At 74.3% G+C, this 19209-nt stretch carries 19 protein-coding genes; 10 read left to right on the plus strand and 9 right to left on the minus strand.

What is annotated here, in order from left to right; all coding sequences use genetic code 11:
* Positions 1-26: 26 nt before the first annotated feature.
* Both lnt and fxsA read left to right on the plus strand, forming a co-directional pair.
* On the plus strand, positions 27-1667 hold the full coding sequence (lnt, locus tag ABT015_RS27345) for an apolipoprotein N-acyltransferase (RefSeq protein ID WP_350883571.1): 1641 nt from the start codon (positions 27-29) through the stop codon (positions 1665-1667).
* A gap of 55 nt (positions 1668-1722) precedes the next feature.
* The gene (fxsA, locus tag ABT015_RS27350; protein WP_350883573.1) at positions 1723-2301 is read left to right on the plus strand and encodes an FxsA family membrane protein; all 579 of its coding nucleotides are present in this window, start codon (positions 1723-1725) and stop codon (positions 2299-2301) included.
* A gap of 110 nt (positions 2302-2411) precedes the next feature.
* On the opposite strand, the gene ABT015_RS27355 is transcribed toward fxsA, so the two are convergent.
* The 3 genes from ABT015_RS27355 to ABT015_RS27365 all read right to left on the minus strand — a co-directional run bounded on the left by ABT015_RS27355 (position 2412) and on the right by ABT015_RS27365 (position 5000).
* A complete protein-coding gene (locus tag ABT015_RS27355) occupies positions 2412-2786 on the minus strand; it encodes an RNA polymerase-binding protein RbpA (RefSeq protein ID WP_030306127.1) in 375 nt (124 codons plus the stop codon).
* Between the two features lie 275 nt (positions 2787-3061).
* Entirely contained in the window at positions 3062-4678 is a 1617-nt protein-coding gene (locus ABT015_RS27360; RefSeq protein WP_350883575.1) for a hypothetical protein, read from the minus strand.
* Positions 4679-4805: 127 nt separating this feature from the next.
* A complete protein-coding gene (locus ABT015_RS27365; protein WP_063346460.1) occupies positions 4806-5000 on the minus strand; it encodes a hypothetical protein in 195 nt (64 codons plus the stop codon).
* Between the two features lie 430 nt (positions 5001-5430).
* On the opposite strand from ABT015_RS27365, the gene ABT015_RS27370 reads away from it, so the two are divergent.
* The 4 genes from ABT015_RS27370 (at position 5431) to ABT015_RS27385 (ending at position 8123) form a co-directional block, all read left to right on the plus strand.
* The gene (locus ABT015_RS27370; protein WP_350883578.1) at positions 5431-5856 is read left to right on the plus strand and encodes an ankyrin repeat domain-containing protein; all 426 of its coding nucleotides are present in this window, start codon (positions 5431-5433) and stop codon (positions 5854-5856) included.
* Positions 5857-5879: 23 nt separating this feature from the next.
* On the plus strand, positions 5880-6392 hold the full coding sequence (locus ABT015_RS27375; RefSeq protein WP_350883580.1) for a GNAT family N-acetyltransferase: 513 nt from the start codon (positions 5880-5882) through the stop codon (positions 6390-6392).
* A 46-nt stretch (positions 6393-6438) separates the two neighbouring features.
* Positions 6439-7512 carry a serine hydrolase domain-containing protein gene (locus ABT015_RS27380; RefSeq protein ID WP_350883582.1) on the plus strand — a complete coding sequence of 358 codons (1074 nt, stop codon included), beginning with the start codon at positions 6439-6441 and terminating at the stop codon, positions 7510-7512.
* 113 nt (positions 7513-7625) lie between these two features.
* Positions 7626-8123, plus strand: a complete 498-nt coding sequence (locus ABT015_RS27385; protein WP_063346456.1) for an NUDIX domain-containing protein — start codon at positions 7626-7628, stop codon at positions 8121-8123.
* A gap of 33 nt (positions 8124-8156) precedes the next feature.
* Here the strand turns inward: ABT015_RS27385 and ABT015_RS27390 are convergent, their stop codons facing one another.
* From ABT015_RS27390 to ABT015_RS27405, 4 genes are all read right to left on the minus strand, one after another.
* Positions 8157-8807: a vitamin K epoxide reductase family protein gene (locus ABT015_RS27390; protein WP_350883585.1), complete on the minus strand. Its 651-nt coding sequence runs from the start codon at positions 8805-8807 to the stop codon at positions 8157-8159.
* 68 nt (positions 8808-8875) lie between these two features.
* Positions 8876-9697, minus strand: coding sequence for a DsbA family protein (locus ABT015_RS27395; protein ID WP_350883587.1), 822 nt, complete (start codon positions 9695-9697; stop codon positions 8876-8878).
* Positions 9698-9833: 136 nt separating this feature from the next.
* The gene (locus tag ABT015_RS27400) at positions 9834-10508 is read right to left on the minus strand and encodes a hypothetical protein (protein WP_350883589.1); all 675 of its coding nucleotides are present in this window, start codon (positions 10506-10508) and stop codon (positions 9834-9836) included.
* A gap of 244 nt (positions 10509-10752) precedes the next feature.
* Positions 10753-11739, minus strand: a complete 987-nt coding sequence (locus tag ABT015_RS27405) for a hypothetical protein (RefSeq protein WP_350883591.1) — start codon at positions 11737-11739, stop codon at positions 10753-10755.
* 237 nt (positions 11740-11976) lie between these two features.
* On the opposite strand from ABT015_RS27405, the gene ABT015_RS27410 reads away from it, so the two are divergent.
* Positions 11977-12864, plus strand: a complete 888-nt coding sequence (locus ABT015_RS27410; protein WP_350883593.1) for a CHAD domain-containing protein — start codon at positions 11977-11979, stop codon at positions 12862-12864.
* 138 nt (positions 12865-13002) lie between these two features.
* On the opposite strand, the gene ABT015_RS27415 is transcribed toward ABT015_RS27410, so the two are convergent.
* Entirely contained in the window at positions 13003-13782 is a 780-nt protein-coding gene (locus ABT015_RS27415; protein WP_350883595.1) for a uracil-DNA glycosylase, read from the minus strand.
* 203 nt (positions 13783-13985) lie between these two features.
* Here ABT015_RS27415 and ABT015_RS27420 point away from each other — a divergent pair, with 203 nt between their 5' ends.
* From ABT015_RS27420 to ABT015_RS27430, 3 genes are all read left to right on the plus strand, one after another.
* Positions 13986-14957 (plus strand): SPFH domain-containing protein, encoded by a 972-nt coding sequence (locus tag ABT015_RS27420; RefSeq protein WP_350883597.1) that lies wholly within the window; start codon positions 13986-13988, stop codon positions 14955-14957.
* Positions 14958-15034: 77 nt separating this feature from the next.
* Positions 15035-15493 (plus strand): CBS domain-containing protein, encoded by a 459-nt coding sequence (locus tag ABT015_RS27425; RefSeq protein ID WP_350883599.1) that lies wholly within the window; start codon positions 15035-15037, stop codon positions 15491-15493.
* Positions 15494-15660: 167 nt separating this feature from the next.
* On the plus strand, positions 15661-16167 hold the full coding sequence (locus ABT015_RS27430) for a hypothetical protein (protein WP_350883601.1): 507 nt from the start codon (positions 15661-15663) through the stop codon (positions 16165-16167).
* Here ABT015_RS27430 and ABT015_RS27435 read toward each other — a convergent pair.
* Positions 16164-19085, minus strand: a complete 2922-nt coding sequence (locus ABT015_RS27435) for an FAD-binding and (Fe-S)-binding domain-containing protein (protein ID WP_350883603.1) — start codon at positions 19083-19085, stop codon at positions 16164-16166. The genes ABT015_RS27430 and ABT015_RS27435 overlap by 4 nt on opposite strands.
* Positions 19086-19209 lie beyond the last annotated feature (124 nt).

The raw sequence follows: 19209 nt of genomic DNA on the forward strand, positions 1-19209 counted from the left end.
TCCAGGAAGATGGTGCGCCGGTGGCCATGCCCGTCACCCAGGAGCGGCCCGGGGCCGCACCCGAGCCGGCGGAGTCGGCGCCCAGGCCCGGCCGGGCCGCCCGCGCCGTCGCCAAGGTCCGGGCGGGCCTTCCCCGCACCGGCCTCGCGGCCCTGTCGGGTCTGCTGCTCGCACTCGCCTTCCCGCCCTTCGACCTGTGGCCGCTGTCGCTGCTCGGCGTCGCCGCGCTGTCCCTGCTCACCCGGGGCCGCACCGTCCGCCAGGCGGCCTGGACGGGCTTCGCCTTCGGCCTGCCGTTCTTCCTGCTGCTGCTCAGCTGGCTGCGGGTGGTCGGCTGGGACGCGACGGTCGGCCTGTCGGTCGTGGAGGCGCTGTTCCTGGCCGTCCTCGGCGGCGGTCTGGCCCTCACCTCCCGGCTGCCGGCCTGGCCGCTCTGGGCGGCCTGCCTGTGGATCACCCAGGAGTGGGCGCGCGACCGGCTGCCGTTCGGCGGCTTCCCGTGGGGGCGGCTGGCCTTCGCCAACACCGCGACCCCGTTCACGCCGCTGGCCGCGCTCGGCGGCGCACCGCTGGTGACCTTCGCGGTCGCCCTCTCGGGCGCCCTGCTCGCCGGCGCCGCGCTGCGCCTGCGCGGGCCGCGCAGGACGCCCCGGGCCGCCGCGCTGGCGGGGCTGGGCGCGGTGGCCGCGCTGCTGGCCGGGTACCTGGTGCCGGTGCCGACCGCGCCGGCCGACACCGTGAAGGTCGCCATCGTCCAGGGCAACGTGCCCAACCCGGGCATGGACTTCCTGGGCCGCCCGATGATGGTCCTCAACAACCACGCGGTGGCGACCGAGCGGCTGGCCGCGGACATCGCCGCCGGCAAGGTCGAGCGCCCCGACATCGTGATCTGGCCGGAGAACTCCTCCGACCTGGACCCGTTCAGCGACCCGCTCGCCTACCAGCGCATCGACCAGGCCGTGAAGACGGTCGGCGTGCCCACCCTGGTCGGCACCCTGGTGGACGGCCCGGACGCGCAGCACGTCCAGAACGAGGGCATCGTCTGGGACCCGAAGACCGGCCCCGGCGCCTCCTACACCAAGCAGCACCCCGTCCCGTTCGGCGAGTACGTGCCGTTCCGCGCCCAGCTGATGAAGGTGATCACCCGGCTCCAGCGGGTCGCCCGGGACTTCTACCCTGGGGACCACAACGGCGTCATGCAGCTCGGCCCGGCCCGGATCGGCGACGTGATCTGCTTCGAGGTCGCCTACGACGAGATCGTCCGCGACACCGTGGACAGCGGCGCCCGCGTCCTGGTGGTCCAGACCAACAACGCGACCTACGCCAAGACCGGCCAGCCCGAGCAGCAGCTCGCGATGAGCCGGCTGCGCGCGGTCGAGCACGGCCGGGCCGTGCTGATCGCCGCCACCAGCGGCATCAGCGCGGTGATCGCCCCGGACGGCACGGTCCAGCAGCGCACCGAGGAGCTGACCGCGGCCGAGCTGTCGGCGGTCGTCCCGCTGCGCGACGGCACCACCGTCGCCGACCGGGTCGGCGCCGCGCCGGAGTGGACGCTGGCCTTCGCAGGCCTGCTGGCCTGCGGCGCGGGCGTGCTGGTCGGCCGCCGACGGAAGGCCCGCGCCGGAACACCGGCCGCCGGGGAATCGTTGGACCAGGTGGTGCCGTAGCCGGCCCGGACCTCCCGTGCGGCGCGCAGAGCACTGCTTGGAGTGGATTCGTACCGTGACCCAGCAAGCTACCCCCGCCCGTCCGGCCCCGCGCGGCAAGCTCCGCCGGGTGCTGCCGCTGCTGATCACCGCCTGGCTGGTGCTGGAGATCTGGCTGCTGGTCCAAGTGGGCTCGTGGCTGGGTGGATTCGTCGTCGTGCTGCTGCTCATCGCGGGCGCGCTGGTCGGCGGTTCGCTGATCAAGCGGGCCGGGCTGAAGGCGCTGTCCGCGGCGATCGAGCAGAGCAAGGACCCGAAGTCCGAGCAGCCCGAGACCGGCACCAGCCTGACGGTGCTGGCGGGCCTGCTGCTGATCGTCCCGGGCTTCCTGTCGGACCTGGTGGCGCTCACCCTGCTGTTCCCGCCCACCAGGGCGCTCTGGCGGGCCGGTGGCCGCCGGGTGGCAGACAAGGCGCTGCGCAGCACCGTCGCCGCCGGGGCCGATCCGTTCGCGGACGCGATGCGGCTGCAGGAGCAGCTGCGTATCCACCGCCCGGACGGCAAGGTGATCCAGGGCGAGGTGGTGGAGCCCGGCGACGGCCCGCGCGGTCCGCAGGGCCCGGACACCACCTACCGCCCGCCGATCCCGGGCTGACCGCCCCTCCCGGGGACTCCAGGGCCGGCCCTGGAGTCCCCGGGGAACGCGAAAGGGACCCTGGTGACCAGGGTCCCTTTTCGCGTCCTCCCGCCGTGGCGGGAGCGAGGTCAGGCGCTCTTGCGGGTGTCCCGCGGGTGCACCGCGAGGTTCATTCCGCCGGAGCGGAGCACGGCCAGTCGCTCGGCCAGTACCTCCTCCAGTTCCTCACGGGTCCGGCGCTCCATCAGCATGTCCCAATGGGTACGCGTCGGCTTGACCTTCTTCTCTTCCGGCTCGTCGCCGTCGAGAAGTACCGCCTCCTGGCCACAGAAGCGGCATTCCCAGGCCTGGGGGATCTCCGCCTCGACCGAGAAAGGAACCTCGAATCGGTGGCCGTTCTGACATGCATACTCGACGGTCTGGCGGGGAGCCAGATCGATACCGCGGTCGGTCTCGTAGCTAGTGGCCCCGAGTCGCGTGCCGCGGAGAGCTCGCTCGCTCATGAATCGTGCCTCCCGGGCTTATGGCCCACAGGACTAGTGGTCGCTGTTCTTCGTCGTTCGGTCAACGCTCGGCTTCCGACGAAGATTCCCGTCCGGGGACATGCGTCGTCTGTCGTGCCGCCCCTGTTTGTACCCATCGGCGCCCGATTTGTCACATCTGGCCGTGGATATCACCCTGGGTGTCACCTATTTCACATCTGGTGATCGGTCGGCCTTTCCGTGACGAGCCTACCGGGACGGGATTCGAGGACCGCCGCCGCCCCCGTCCGCCGCGGTCAGGAGATCGGGCGGGAACGGATCATCGGCTCGCCCTTGGCGAGGTCGATCGGGTGGGCCCCGGGTGCCGGATCGGCGGGCAGGACCAACGGCGGGCGCTCCGGCCGGGGCGGCAGGTCGGCGGCGGCCTCGGTGCGGGTGTCGCGGTGCGGCAGCAGGGCGATCACGGCGTCCCGCAGCTGGGTCGGGGCCTCCTCGTCCAGCGGGTCGACGGTGGCCGGTACCTGGAGCCGGACGGGGGTGCCGTTGCCGATCCGGGCGTAGCCGCGGCCGGCGGGGGCGTGCGCGGCGGGCACGATGTCCAGCGGCGCGCCGAGCGCGGCGTGGCCCTCCTCGGGCCCGGCGGGGCCGAGGACGACCCGGGCCCGGGTGGTGGCGCGCACGGTCGAGGTGATCCGGCCCCTGGCCTCGACGTCGTCGGCGATCACCACGGTGACGCGGGCGGCGCGGCCGTGCCGCAGCGGCAGCTCCAGCAGGTCCTGCGGGTCCGGGCGGCCCTCGGCGTGAGCGAGCTCGCTGAGCTCGGTCGGGTGGTCCAGGAGCAGCCAGAGCGGGCGGGTGGCGTCCTCGGGGGGTGCGGTGCCGGCGTGCCGGGCGGCGTTCAGCGCGGCGAGCCGGCGCTCGGTCTCCTGGGCGGCCCACTCCAGCGCGGCCAGCGCGCCGTGCAGGCTGGTCTCCACGGTGTGCACGCCGGGCCGGTTGACCAGGCAGGCGTGCTCCCCGGTGCCCGCGCCGTCGACCACCACCAGGTCCCCGTACGGGAGCGCCTGGAGGGCGATCGAGCGGATCAGGCTGGAGGTGCCGTAGCCGGTGACGCCGAGCGCCAGCAGGTGCGGCTCGGCCGAGCGCGGGCCGGTGCGCCAGACGACCGGCGGCTGCTGGGCGATCGCGCCGCCCTGGGTGACCGGGATGGTCCGGGCGGTGCCGTCCTCGTCGGTGAAGCCGAGCACGATCTCGCCGGGGGCGGCCACGAAGCGCTGGGCGACGATGTCGGCGGGCAGTGGGGTGAGCGCGGCGATCCGCAGCCGGTTGGACTCCTCGTCCCAGTCGAAGCGGTACTCCCGGGCCCGGCCGGCCTTGCCCTGGACGACCTGCTCGATCCGGGCCCGCGCGATCGGCTCGGTGTCGGTGAAGTAGGCCGGATAGCCGAGTTCCAGCCGGGAGAGCCGGCCCTCGTCGTCGAACTCCCAGGAGCCGAAGGCGTGCTTGTAGTGGCCCTGGTAGTGGTACAGCGGGTTGGCGTCCTCGGGGCCGCACAGGTACGGCGTGAGCGCCGCGTAGAGCGCGCCGAGCTTGATGTCGGCGACGTCCGGGGCGGGCGGGGCGGGTGCCGGCTTGGGGGCCCGGCCGGCCCAGGCGGAGCTGGCCATCAGGGCGATCAGGGCGAACAGCAGGCCGTGCGGCAGCAGGTAGACGCCGACCAGCATCGCGGCGGAGAGGAACAGCGTCGGGCCGCGGCGCTCCTTCGGGGTGGCGTTCCAGCGGTCCTTGGCCCAGCCCGCGTGGTGGCGCAGTCCGCGGGCGATCACGGAGAGCGGGGCGAACATGTCGGAGGCGTGGTCCCCGGCGGTTCGGGCGATCTCGCGGCCCTTGCTGAGGTGGCGTTGGAGCGGCATTCCTTGACTCCCCGGGCGAGTGGGACGGGTCGGGTGGCGGGGGCGGAGCAGGTACGACGGGACCCGGGGCGGTGGGATCCGCGCCCGGGCCCGTGCGGGGGAGTGGCAGCGCCTGGAACGTGGACCGCTAGAACTTGAGGCCGCCGAGCAGGCTCGCCAGGCTGGCGCCGCCGGCGGTGATGCTCGGGGCGATCGAGGAACCGGCGACGTAGAAGCCGAAGAGGGCGCAGACGACGGCGTGGGAGACCTTTAGTCCGTCCCTGCGGAAGAACAGAAAGGCGATGGTGCCGAACAGGACGATGCCGGAAATCGAGAGGATCACGTTCTGCTCCTCGGGAGGGGGGACGGGGACGGTGTTACGGAAAGTGCGTTAATCGTGACAAAAAGTAATAGATGATGGAACGGTGCAAATGGGTGGTTTCCCGTTCAACGTCGCCCTGGAGTTCGGGCGAAGGCGGGCGGACCGGCCGGGGTGGGGCCGTGTCCCGCGCAGTTCCGGTGCGGCGAGGCATTCCCGCCGGGTGGGCGGGAGGTTTCCGGGGGGTCGGGGAAGTTCGCCCGGATGGCCGCCGTCCGAGGGCCGTCATCCGCCATCCGGACGCGCGCTGGCCGGGCCCGGCGCCCGGCCGCTACGGTGCGGTACGCGCAGCTCCTCCAGCCGCACCCCGTCAGCGACACTCCTCCACCGTGGCCCTGCCGCCTGCGCAACCCGCAGAACCCGCAGAGCCCGCAGACCGGAAAGGCCGCCCGCCATGACCGACGCCGCCGACCAGCAGCCCGCCGACGCCCCCGTCGCCCCCGACGCCGAGGTGATCGCCCTGGCCGGAAAGCTCTTCGACGCCGCCCGCGCCGGCGAGACCGACGCCCTGACCGCCTACGTGGACGCCGGTGCGCCCGCCGACCTCACCAACGACCGCGGCGACACCCTGCTCATGCTCGCCGCCTACCACGGCCACGCCGCCACCGTCGAAGCCCTGCTGACGCGCGGCGCCGACCCGAACCGCGCCAACGACCGCGGCCAGACCCCGCTCGCCGGCGCCGTCTTCAAGGGCGCCGAGGACGTGCTGACCGTCCTGCTGGACGGCGGCGCCGACCCCGCCGCCGGCACCCCGAACGCCGTCGACACCGCGCGGATGTTCGGCAAGGACGAGCTGGTCGCCCGTTTCGAGGCCCGCTGACCCAGGTCGTAGGCTCTTCCCTCATGAAGAGCACCACCATGGAGGCCGGAACCGTCGAGTTCCGTGTCACCGGCTACGCCCACCCCGACGCCCAGGCCCTGTCGGCGGAGGTGCAGCAGGAGTACGTCCGCCGCTACGGCGACCCCGACGAGACCGTGCTGCACCTCGACGACTTCGACTCGCCGGCCGGCCTGTTCCTGGTCGCCTACCTCGACGGCCGACCGGTCGCCTGCGGGGGCTGGCGGGCCAAGCAGGCCGGGCCGGACGGGCTGCGCGACGGCGACGTCGAGCTGAAGCGGATGTTCGTGGTCCCCGCCGCCCGCGGCCGCGGCCTGGCCCGGGCGGTGCTGCGCCGCCTGGAGCAGACCGCCGCCGAGGCCGGACGCACCCGCGTGATCCTGGAGACCGGCACCGAGCAGCCCGAGGCCGTGGCGCTGTACGGGTCCGAGGGGTACGCGGCGATCCGGAAGTTCGGCATCTACCGCGACCACCCGCAGAGCATCTGCCTCGGCAAGGAACTTCCCGCGGCGGTCTGACCGGCCCGCCCGCCGGGTAGGCTCACGACACCTCTGAGGGGGGACGATGAGCCAGCAACCGCCAGGAGCCGACCGGCTCCCCGCCCTGGCCGCGCCCGGCGGGGAGCTGGACCGGCTGGTCCGGGGCGGCGTGCGCGCCGTCGGGGCCGGCGCCGTCTGGGCCGTCGGCGATGCCGGGGGGACGCTCGGCGGCGGCGCGCACGGCGTGCTCGGGCGGGGCCCGTACGCCCGGCTCGCCCCCGGGCCGGACACCCGGTACGACCTCGCCAGCCTCACCAAGATCATCGCCCTCTGGCCCTGCGCCGGAGTGCTCCGGCAGGCCGGGCGGCTTCCGCTCGACGAACCGCTCGGCCACTGGTGGCCGCCCGCCTCCGGGCATCCCGTCGGATCGGTGACGATCCGTCAACTCCTCGCGCACACCGCCGGAATGCTCCCGCGCACCGGATTCGAGCAGCGCTACGGACGCGACCTCGCGGCGATCCGGGCCGGGGTGATCGCCGCCCCGCTGCACCGCGCCCCCGGCACGGTCGTCGAGTACACCGACCGCGCCGCCGTCCTGCTCGGCTACCTCGTCGAGGACCTCGGCGGCGCGCCGCTGGACGAGCTCGCCGCCCGCTGGATCTGGCGGCCGCTCGCCATGGCCGACACCCGGTACGGGCCGCTCGGCCCCGCCGACACCACCCGCACCGCGCCCACCGAGTACGACCCGCAGACCGGGAGCCACCTGTGCGGCGTCGTCCACGACCCCTCGGCCCGGCTGCTCGGCGGCGTCTGCGGCAACGCCGGGGCCTTCTCCACCGCCCGCGACCTCGCCCGCTTCCTCGCCGCGCTGCTCACCCCGCCGCCCCAACTACCCTGGGGCGAGGCCTGGATCGCCGAGTCGCTGCGCGAACAGACCGGCGGCCTCGCCCCCGCCCGCGGCCTGTCCTGGCTGTACGCCCCCGGCACCGATCCCGCCGAGGGCACCTTCGTCCACTACGGCTTCACCGGCACCGGCATCTGGATCTCCCGGCGGCTCGGCCGCTGGGCGCTGCTGCTCACCAACAAGGTCCACTACGACCGCGGCATCCAGCCGCTGACCGACCTGCGCAACGCCTACCGGCGGGCGGTCTTCGGGTAGGGGCTCTCGTGCGTCGAGTACCCGATCGGGTGGATTAGGTACGAACCGCCGGATCCGGCACGGGGGTTGCGGCAGAGTGGCCACCGCGACGGGGCACCGGCGGAGGAGGCGCGATGACGGACACCTGGCTCTCGGAACAGGATTGGCTGGCCGGGCTGCTGCGCGCCTACGTCGGCTGCAGCGTGCTGCTCACCGGCGAGGGCGGCGACGTCCTGCTGCTGAAGGCCAGTTACCGCGCCCAGTGGCAGTTCCCCGGCGGCGGGATGGACCCCGGCGAGGGTCCCGCCGAATGCGCCGCCCGCGAGCTGCGCGAGGAGACCGGGCTGGTGGCCGGCGAGCTGCGGCTGCTCGTCGTCGAGTGGCGCGATCCGATCCCCGGTCAGGGTGAACACGCCCACCCCGCCGTGCAGTTCATGTTCGACGGCGGAACGGTCGCGGCCGGCGCGACCATCCGGGTGCAGGCCGAGGAGATCGCCGAGTACGGGTACTTCACCCCCGCCCGGGCGGCCGCGCTGCTGCACCCCTGCGCGGCGCGCCGGCTCACCCGGGCCCTGGCGGCCCGGCGCACCGGCGCCACCGCGCTGCTGCACTCCACGGGATACGTCGGCTGACGATCCGTCAAGCACGCCGGTCCGTCGGACCCGTCAGACCAGCGTGCTCCAGTAGTACCAGAACCGGTTGAGGATCAGCAGCGCGATCACCGCCGCCCACAGCACCGGCACCGCCCAGTGGTAGCGCGCCGCCTCCCGCACGATGGGCCGCAACCGCGGACCCACCGGGATCACCCCCGTCCGGAGGTTGTGCAGCGTCGTGTACCAGAACAGCGCCACCACCGTCGCCCACACCACCATGCAGTACGGGCACAGCGCGCCGATCCGGTACAGCGCCTCGTCGATCAGCCAGTGCACGAACACCACCCCCAGCAGGGTGCCCGCGTGCAGGCCCAGCCAGAACCAGCGCCGGTACGCGGCACCGGCCAGCAGCCCCGCCCCGACCGCCGCCAGCGCGCCGAAGGCGGCCAGCCCGAGCAGCGGGTTCGGGAAACCGAAGACCTCCGCCTGCTCGGTGCGCATCACCGAACCGCAGCTGATCACCGGATTGATGTTGCAACTGGGGACGTAGGACGGATTCTCCAGGATGCGGAGCTTGTCGAAGGTCAGGACGGCCGAGGCGGCCAGCCCGATCAGCCCGCCCAGGAACAGCAGCAGGGAGAACACCCGGCCCGCGCCGACCGGCGCACGGCCGGCGTCGCCGGGAACGGAAGGGGAGAGGTGCACAGAGGTAGCGGCGGTCATGGCAGCGCACTCCGGTGGCTGGGAGGAGCCGGCCCGGCCGGGGTTCGGCCGGGCCGGTGGTGCCGTGCTTACTTCAGGCCGGCGGCCTGCTTCACCTGGGCGGTGAACTGCTCCGGCGTCACCGTGGACTGGCCGCTGAACAGGGTGATCGGCTTGCCGTCCACCTTGACCGTCGGGGTGCCCGTCACCCCGCTGCCGTTGAACGCCTCCGCGACCTTCGCCGCCCACGGCGCGTACGTCTTGTCGGTGACGGCCTTCACGAAGGCGTCCGTCTTCAGCCCGGGCACCTGGCCGGCCAGGTCGAGGATGTGGTTGACGTCGCCGAAGTCGTCCTTCCGCTCGTCGGGCTGGTTGGCGTACAGCACGTCGTGGAACTGCTTGAACTTGTCCACGCCCTCGTTGAGCGCGGCGCCCGCGGCGGCCAGCGCGGTGCGCGAGCCCTTGCCGCCGAGGGCGTTGTCCAGGAACGCCGCCAGGTGGAACTCCACCTTGATCGAGCCGTCCTCGGTCAGCTTCTTGACCGCCTCGCCGTTCGCCGCCTCGAAGTGCTTGCAGACCGGGCAGCGGAAGTCCTCGTACACCTCCATGGTGTGCGGGGCGTCGGCCTTGCCGTAGGTGATCACCGTGCCGCCCGGGCCGGAGGCGTTCGCCGGGACGACCAGCTCCGTCGGCGCGGACGCATCGGCCGCCGCCTTCGAGTCCTTCTTGCCGGACGCCGAGTTGATCGCGACCGCCGCTCCGCCCGCGAGGGCGAGCACCGCGACGGCGGACACCGCCACGACGATCCGCTGACGGCGCTTCGACGCCGCCTGTTCGATGCGCTGCGCCTCCTGGATCCGCTCACGGGCACTGATGCGCTTGGCCTGCTGCTTGCTGGGGGTCTGAGCCATGGAAGGCAACTCCTGTACGCGGCGCGCGGATGCGCGCGGGAAACCGCACCGGGTGCGGCGGGGTCGGTGAACGCGGGAGTTGTGCGCGCTGCCTGCGGACGAACGTGCGCGGCGGCCCCGGAAGGCCTCGGGCGGGTCAGCAGGCAGGCGCGAGAACCGGCGGACCACGCCGGGGAGCCGGGCTCAGCACCACGTCCTCGCGGCGCGGCCGCACGCGGTCCGACACCGGCAGCGGCACCCGCAGCACCGGTCGAACCGGAGCCGGGAGCAGCAGCAGGACCAGGGCGCGCAACGGGCGGGCCAGTGACTGGCGCAGCGCGCGCAGCGACCGGGCCAGGCCCGACAGGGCGGCGTCGCCCAGCCGCAGCCAGGCGGCGGCGGCCAGCGCGATCACCAGGTGCACCAGCAGGAGCAGCACCTGGGTCGCCGCCGGGGCCAGCGGCCCCACGTGGCCCAGCGGACCGGCCAGCAGCGACCCGTCCACCGAACCGCCGCCACACACCAGCAGGTTCACACCGCGCGCGGGCACGTGCTCGGACAGGATCGGCCCACAGCCGGCCTGCCCCAGGTTGAACGTCGTGTTGAGCAGCAGCTCGACCGGCACCAGCACACCGGAGATGTGCAGCAGCCGCCGCTCCCCGCCGGCCAGCGCGGCCGCGACCAGGAAGACGACGGCGGTCGCGGCCGCCACCAGCGAGAGCGGCAGCGGGCGACCCGTGATGACCACCTGGCCCAGCGCGGACAGCGGCACGGCGAGCGCGGTGAACACCGCGGCCCGCAGGGCCCTGATCGCATGGGTGGAGGTCGTCACGTCCCGGAGTATGCCACGACGCTTACATCCGGCACGAGGGCGCGTACCCGGGGAGTCGAAGCGTTGCCCGCCGGAGGCCGTTCGTTCACCCGGGGCCTGTGTGTCAGGGCCGGTAGGCAGAGCAGCGGAGCTGTCGTGGAAGAGGTCACTCCAGGACCTCCTCCACGACGGCTCCGCTGCCGGAGCGGGCTGCCGGACCACGGACGGTCGGGGGCGCGGGCTCCTGGCGGGGTGGGGGGCGGGCTCAGATGATCTGGATACCGGGGGCGAACAGGTCGGTGTTCAGGTTCTGGTTGTTCTCCCCACCGGTGGTGTCGTCGATGGCGGAGGACCAGACGTTGCCGGTGGGGGCACCGGGCGATGCGGTGATGATGACGCTGACGGCCTGTTCGGCGCCGGGCGGAAGGCCCAGCAGCGGGGTGATGGTGCAGTCCTCGATCTCCGAGACGGTCGGGTCGGTGGGGTCGTTGAACAGCGTGGTGCAGGTCATCGGGCTGCCGAAGGCGACTTCCTTGAACCGGACGTACGGAGGCAGGGAGAAGACCAGACGGATCGGCTGGTGGGCGGTACCGGCGTTCTTGTCGTTGCCGGCCACGAAGTGCAGGATGCCGTCGGTGCCGTCGGCGTAGACCGCGCCGGTGGGAGGGCGGAGGTAGAGCGCGGGGGAGGTGTCGACGGTGGGGGCGGGCGGTGCGCCGTTGATGTTGACGCCGGGGGTGATGATCGCGTCGGTCGGGTCGGTGACGGTGTCGCCGCCCGGGACGGGCAGTGCCGAGGCAGTGCCCCAGGAGGCGACCTTCGGGGTGGGCGGGGTGCCGGTGGGGGCGTCGATGGTGACGGTCAGGGTGGTGCTGGCGCCGGCGGACAGCGGGGAGAGGGTGCACTCCAGGACTTCCGGGACCAGCCGGTCGGGGTTGCTGTAGCGCTTGGCGCAGGAGACGATGCCGGGCCCGGACGGCAGCGGGGTGTCGATGTTGACGAAGATCGGGGAGGTGTAGCGGAACGTGATGTTGCTGGTGCCGTTGTCGGCACTGACGTTCGTCACGGTGAACGTCTGGGTCGTGGTGGTCGGGCCCGGGGTGACCACGGCCTCGGAGGCCGACAGCGCCAGGTCGATCACGGTCGGGGCCAGTGGTCGGGCCGGGCCGGGCCGGCCGGCGGCGGGCGTCGCGGACAGGCTCACCGTCATGGCTGCGGCAATCGCCGCCGTCAGTCCGAAGCGCTTGAACATCGATTCACACCTGTGCCTTCCATGTGGGAGTGAGAGCAGGGCGTACAGCAGTTGCCCATTCTGATTCGCGCACGAAGGATGTGAAGCTCCCACGACCACGGAAGGCGAAGAACTGCCACCAACGGGCGAGTGGCCCGCTGCTGGAACCGCCCGGGCGACGGCTGGTCGGGCAGCCCGCCGCCGGGTTCACTAGCCTGGAAGGCGTTCCAGGCGACCCCGACGAGGGGGTGAACGCTCATGGCGCGACCCACCGCCACGGTGGGGCAGGTGCTGCTGGACCGCATCGGGGCCCAGGCGGCGGTGCTGGCAGGCCTCGACGACGCCGTCCGGGCGGACGAACCGGACGCGGTGCACCGGATGCGGGTCGCCTGCCGACGGCTGCGCAGCGCCCTGCGGACCTTCCGGCGGCTGTTCGCCCCCGGGGCCACCGACCACCTGGTCGCCGAACTGCGCTGGCTCGCGGCCGCCCTCGGCCGCGCCCGGGACGGCGAGGTGCTCGCCCAGCGGCTGGCAGCCCAGGCCCGGGCACTGCCCGCCGAGTGCCGGCCGGAGCGAGTCGCGGCGGAGCTGGAGCGGTGGGGACGGGCTGAGTACCGGCAGGCCTGGCCGGAGGTGCTCGCGGCCCTCGACAGCCCGCGCCGCCGTGCCCTCGCCGACGCCCTCGCCGCCCTTCTCGCCGACCCCCCGCTGCGCCGCCGGGCCGCCCGCGCAGCCGTCCCCGAGCTGGCCCGGATCGCCGAACGCGAGCAGCACCGCACCGGCGAGCGCGTCCGGGCGGCCCTGGACGCCGAGGCCGGGCCCGCCGAGCAGCGCGACCGCGCCCTGCACGAGGCCCGCAAGGCCGCCAAACGCGCCCGTTACGCCGGCGAGACCGCCGCCCCGGCGGTCGGCGCGGCCGCCGAGCGGTACACGGACCGGATGAAGGCCGTCCAGGAACTGCTGGGCGAGCACCAGGACGCCGTGATCGCCGCCGACACCCTCACCGGGCAGGCCGCCGAGAGCGGCGAGCCCTTCGGCCTCGGGGCGCTCTACGCCCGCCAGCTCACCGCCGCCGAGACGGCCCGGGCCCGCTTGCCCCAGGTGTGGGCCCGGGCGGCGCGGCGCACATTGCTGCGGTTCGGCTAGGTCGAACCTAGGCCGGCGCCGCGTGGGCCGGGGCCGCGTCGTGGGCGGCGGCGAGGGCGTGGCGGGCCCGGCCGGTCGGGAGCCCGGTCGGTCGGGGCGGCTCCGGCGGCGCCGTACGGGGGGTCGGTGCCGTCGGGCCTACTCCGGCGCCGGTTCCAGCCCGGCCGACCGGGCGGCGGTGCGGAGCAGGGCGCGGAGCATGGGGGTGGTGAGGCGGCCGGTGTTGGTGTTGCGCGGGCTCACGTGGTAGCAGCCGTACAGCTGGAGGGCGGGGCCGCCGTCGGTGGCGGGGAGGACGGCGAGGGCGCCGTGGCCGAAGGCGGGCCGGGGCCGGGGGACCTGCCAGCCGGCCTGCGCGAGGGCGGGCAGGAGGGCCTGCCAGGCGAAGCCGCCGAGGGCGACGACGGTCCGTACGGTGGGGCGCAGCAACTGGAGTTCGCGGGTGATCCAGGGGCGGCAGGTGTCGCGTTCGGCGGTGCTGGGCTTGTTGTCGGGCGGGGCGCAGCGGACCGGGTCGGTGATGCGGACGCCGTGCAGGCGCAGGCCGTCGCCGTACCGGACGGACTCGGGGCGGTTGGCGAGCCCGAGGTCGTAGAGCGCCGCGTAGAGCAGGTCGCCGGACGGGTCGCCGGTGAAGATCCGGCCGGTGCGGTTGGCGCCGTGGGCGGCGGGGGCGAGGCCGACCAGGACGAGCGGGGCGTCGGGCGGGCCGAAGCCGGGGATCGGGCGGGCCCAGTAGTCCCAGTCCAGGTAGGCGCGGCGCTTGGTGCGGGCGGTCTCCTCGCGCCACTGGACCAGGCGCGGGCAGGCCCGGCAGTCGGTGACGACGCGGTCCAGCGCGGTGAGCGAGGTGGCGCGGGCGGCGGCCTCGGCGGGGTGGCGGGGGTGGCCGGGGTCGTCGGCGGCGGACTGCGGCATGGCCACGATCCTAGGGCTCGCGCCCGGCCCGTACTGAGCTTGCACCGGCCCCGCACCGGTCCCGCGTCGGCCCTGCGCCGGCCTGCCCGGGCAGGCGTAGCGTTGAATCAGCTGCTCCGGCGGCCCCCGGCTGGGCCGGGTCGGCGACGGCCGGGGCTGGCTGGTGCGCGAGGAGGCCTCGCCGAGGCCGCAAGGAGGCCGCGATGATCGTCGATGCGGTGCTGGGTGCCATCGGGGGGCTGGTTGGGCTGGGGGCGATCTGGGCCGGCCTGAGTGTCCGGGTCGTCCAGCAGTTCCAGAAGGGAGTGGTGTTCCGCTTCGGCCGGGTGCGCAGGGAGGTGCGCGAGCCGGGGCTGGTGGCGCTGCTGCCGATCGCGGACAAGCTGCGCAAGGTGAACGTGCAGATCGTGACGATGCCGATCCCGGCGCAGGAGGGCATCACCCGGGACAACGTGACCGTCCGGGTGGACGCGGTGGTGTACTTCCGGGTCGAGGACCCGGTGAGGGCGACCGTCAACGTGCAGGACTACCACTTCGCGATCTCCCAGGTGGCGCAGACCTCGCTGCGCTCGATCATCGGCAAGAGCGAGCTGGACGACCTGCTGGCCAACCGCGAACCGATCAACCAGGGGCTGGAGTTGATGATCGACAGCCCGGCGCTGGGCTGGGGCGTCCAGATCGACCGGGTGGAGATCAAGGACGTCGCGCTGCCGGAGTCGATGAAGCGCTCGATCGCGCGGCAGGCGGAGGCCGAGCGGGAGCGGCGGGCGCGGATCATCACGGCGGACGGCGAGTACCAGGCCTCGGCCCGGTTGTCGGAGGCGGCGGCGGTGATGAGCGCGACCCCGGCGGCGCTCCAACTGCGGTTGCTGCAGACGGTGGTGGAGGTGGCGGCGGAGAAGAACTCGACGCTGGTGCTGCCCTTCCCGGTGGAGCTGCTGCGCTTCCTGGACAGCGCGACGGACAACCAGCAGCGGGCCGCGGTGAATGCCGCGGCGGCAGCGGCGAAGGCCGCCGAACGGGCCGCCGTGGAGCGGGAGGAGGCGGCGAAGGCGGAGGTCGAGCAGGACCGGTTGCAGCACGAACTCCCGCCGTTGGAGGAGGTGTTGGACCAGTCTCCACTGTCAGGAGCGGACGCACCGGGCGGGCGCGCGGAGCCGGACCAGGCGGCCTGACCGGTGCCCGGTGGCGGCCTCCGCGGGCCCGGACCAGGATGGAACAGGGGGCGGAAGCCAGGCCAGGAGGCGGGATCATGACCAGAGCCAGCGACATCATGCACCCGGGCGCGGAGTGCATCCGCGAGCACGAGACGCTCGCCGCCGCCGCCCGGATCATGCGGGAACGACACGTCGGCGCGCTGCCCATCTGCGGGGAGGACGACAAGCTGCTGGGCATCGTGACCGACCGCGACATCGTGCTGCGCTGCGTCGCCGAGGGCCGGGACCCGGCCGGGGTGACGGCGGGCGAGCTGGCCCTGGGCCGGCCGATGACGGTGGAGGCGGACGAGGACGCGGAGCAGGTGCTACGGGTGATGGAGCAGTACCGGGTGCGTCGGCTGCCGGTGATCAACCACCCGGATCACAAGCTGGTCGGGATGATCAGCGAGGCGGACATCGCGCGCGGGCTGCCGCAGGCCCGGGTCGCGGAGTTCGTGTCGGCGGTCTGCGCGGAGGAGGCGCCCGCGGAGGAGGCGGCCAAGGCCGGGACCTGACCGCGCCGGAGCGTGACGACGCCGGGGTCTGACGACGGCGGGGTCTGACGACGGCGGCGGCTCAGGGGCGCGGCGAATGCTCAACGCCCGCGACCTGTTCGCGCCGCCGATCGAATCCAGCGGTAACTTTGGTTGTCATGTGACGATTCGTTAACTATGGTTGTCGCATGACGGCGATCGAGATCACCCCCGAGGAACGGTCCGAACTGGCCAGGGCGCTCGGTGACGCCCTGAACCCCCTTGCCAGGGCTGTGCGTTCGCGCGAGACCGGACTGCCCGAGGATCGGATGTGGGGCGCGGACCCAGTCGATGCCACGCTCTCCGTCCTCGCTGCCTGGAAGGTGCTGGACGCGGAGGTCAAGCGGCTGACCGCGATCGCGGCGGCGACCGCGGGCTCCTACGGCGCGAGCTACGAGCAACTGGGTGCGGCCTGGGGCATCACCCGGCAGGGCGCCCGGAAGAAGTGGCCGCAAGCCCGCCCGGTGGCGCCGCAGGGAACGCTCGAACTGTTCGGTGGCACCGCCGAGTTGGAGCAGGAGGCGGAATCCGGCGGCTGGCGTTGGGCGGGTGTCGGCGCCGACGGCGCGCGCGGTGCGGCTGACCGTGGCTACCCGACGAAGGAGGAGGCCGCGGCCCGCGCCGGGGCCTTCCTCGGAGAGCACGCCGCGCCCTAATCGCGCTTCCGAAGCGCCCCGGCGATCAGTTCCGCCAGGTGCAGGGCCTGGCGGCCCTGGGCGAGTTGGGCGATCTGGGTGCGGCAGCTGAAACCGTCGGCCAGGACCACCGTGCCGGGGGCGGCGGCCCGGACCTCGGGGAGCAGGACGCGCTCGGCGATCGCCTCGGACACTTCGAAGTGGCCGCGCTCGAAGCCGAAGTTGCCGGCCAGGCCGCAGCAGCCGGAGTCCAGCACCCGGTTGTGCAGGCCGAGCCTGGCCTCGACCCGGCGGTCGGCGGCGCTGCCGAGGACGGCGTGCTGGTGGCAGTGGGTCTGGGTGACGGCGTCCAGCGGGACCTGGGGGAGCGGGGCGTCGGAGGCGTACTGGTCGAGGAACTCGGCGAAGGTGCGGGTGCGTTCGGCGAGCGGGCGGCCGTCCGGGCCGAGCAGTCGGGGCAGGTCCTCGCGCAGGGCGGCGGTGCAGCTCGGGTCCATCCCGACCACCGGGGTGTCGGCGGGCAGCCCGGCGTCGGCCAGCGTCCGCAGGCTGCGCCGCAACACCCGGCGGGCGGTGCCGAGTTGGCCGGTGGAGTACCAGGTCAGGCCGCAGCAGACCGGGCCGGCGGGCAGTCGCACGTCGAAGCCCAGGTGTTCCAGCACCTCGACGGCTGAGCGCAGCACGTTCGGCTGGAGGTGGTCGGAGAAGGTGTCCGGCCACAGCAGCACCGGCCGTGCCCCCGCCGGGGCCGGGTGCGCGGCGCGGTGGCGGCGGTACCAGTGGGTGAAGGTCTCGGGCGGGAGGACCGGCAGCACCCGGCGCCGGTCGATCCCGCCGAGCCGCTTGAGCAGCCCGGCGGCCGGGGAGCGGGCGAGGGTGTTGGCGGCGCCGGGGGCGAGGGCGGCGGCCCGCAGCCAGAGCGGGAGCCAGCCCATCGAGTAGTGGGCGAGCGGGCGCGGGCGGTGCCGGTAGTGCTGGTGCAGGAACTCGGCCTTGTAGGTCGCCATGTCGACATGGACCGGGCAGTCGCTCGCGCAGCCCTTGCAGCTGAGGCAGAGGTCCAGGGCCTCCCGGACCTCCGTCGAGCGCCAGCCGTCGGCGATCGCCGCGCCGCCCTGGCGGCCGGGAGGTGCGGCCATGCCGCGCAGCATCTCGGCCAGCAGCCGGGCCCGGCCCCGGGTGGAGTGCCGCTCCTCGCCGGTGGCCATGTAGCTGGGGCACATCACCCCGGTGTTCGGGTCCACGCACTTGGCGACGCCGACGCAGCGGTGCACGGCCTTGGCCAGGCTGCCGCCGTCCTGCTCGTACGGGAGGGCGAGCGGCAGCGGGCGGCGCGGGGCGGTGACGAAGCGCAGGTCGGCGTCGAGTGGGCGCGGGTCGACCAGGGCCCCCGGGTTGAGCAGGTGCTCGGGATCCCAGATCCGTTTGAACTCGCCGAACAGGGCGATCACTTCGGGCGGGTACATCCGGGGCAGCAGCTCGCCGCGGGCCTGCCCGTCGCCGTGCTCGCCGGAGAGCGAACCGCCGTAGGAGACCACCAGGTCGGCGGCCTGCTCCAGGAACTCCCGGAAGACCAGCACCCCGGCGGGGTCGTCCAGCGGGAAGTCGATCCGCAGGTGCACGCAGCCGTCGCCGAAGTGCCCGTACGGCACGCCGTGCAGGCTGTGCCGGCGCAGCAGGGCGCGCAGGTCCCGCAGGTAGTCGCCGAGGCGCTCGGGCGGGACGGCGGAGTCCTCCCAGCCGGGCCAGGCCTCGCCGCCGCCGGGCAGCCGGGTGACGATGCCGGCGCCCGCCTCCCGGACGGCCCAGAGCTGGCGCTGCTCGGCCGGGTCGGTGACGAGGGCGACGGAGGCGGAGCGCTCGCGGCGCACCGCGTCGGCGAGCCGGCGGGCGGCCTGGTAGGCCTCGACCGGGGTGGCGCCGCCGGTCTCCAGGAAGAGCCAGCACTCGCCCGCGGGCAGCCGGTCCAGTGCGGGCGGGCGGGGGCCGGCGGCGAGCAGCGCGGCGATCAGGTCGGCGGACATGCCCTCGGCGGTGAGCGGTCCGAGCGGCAGCAGCGCGGGGACGGCGTCGGCGGCGGCGCCCTCGTCGGGGTAGCCGGCCACCACCAGGGCGCGCGCGGGCGGCTCCTCGACCAGCCGGACGGTCGCGCCGAGCAGCACCGCGCAGCTGCCCTCGGTGCCGGTGAGCGCGCGGGCCAGGTCGTGGCCGTGCTCGGGCAGCAGGGCGTCCAGCGGGTAGCCGGAGGTGCGGCGGGGGAGAGCGGGCAGGCCCTGGCGGATGGTGGAGAGGTTGCGGTCGGTGAACTCCTGGAGCTGCCGGTGGAGTTCGCCGGGCCGCCCGGGCAGGGCGCGGAGCGCGGCGCGCTCCTGCGGGGTGAGCCGGCCGCCCACGGTCAGCTCGGTGCCGTCCGCGAGCAGCAGCTCCAGCCGCTCGACGTTGTCCGAGGTGCGCCCCCAGGCGAGCGAGTGCGAGCCGCAGGAGTCGTTGCCGATCATGCCGCCGAGGGTGCAGCGGCTGTGCGTGGACGGGTCGGGGCCGAAGCGCAGCCCGTACGGCCGGGCGGCGCGCTGGAGGTCGTCCAGCACGGTGCCCGGCTGGACCCGGGCGGTGCGGGCCTGCGGGTCGACGTCCAGGACGGCGCCGAGGTGGCGGCGGAAGTCCAGCACCACCGCGCCCGGGCCGATCGCCTGCCCGCCGATGCTGGTGCCCGCCCCGCGCGGCACCACCGGCACGCCGTACCGGCGGCAGAGCGCGAGGGCGGTGCGGACGTCGTCGAGGTCGGCGGGTTTGACCACGCCGAGCGGCAGCTGCCGGTAGTTGGACGCGTCGTGGCTGTAGACGGTCCGTTCGGCGGTGCCGAAGCGGACCTCCCCGCGCAGCACGGCGGACAGTTCGCGGGCCAGCTCGGCCCCGGGGGCTGCGGACGGACGGCTCACCAGGGACCTCCGGGCGGGTGCGGCGACGGCTCCGGCCGATCATGGCAGCCGCGCGCCCGCAGGGGTACCGGCCACGACCGGGGTACCGCCGATGGGGTGTCGGCGGGCGGCCGCCCGGCTGGGC

Origin of the sequence: Kitasatospora sp. NPDC094016, assembly GCF_040304045.1 — a bacterium.
Classification (GTDB): domain Bacteria; phylum Actinomycetota; class Actinomycetes; order Streptomycetales; family Streptomycetaceae; genus Kitasatospora.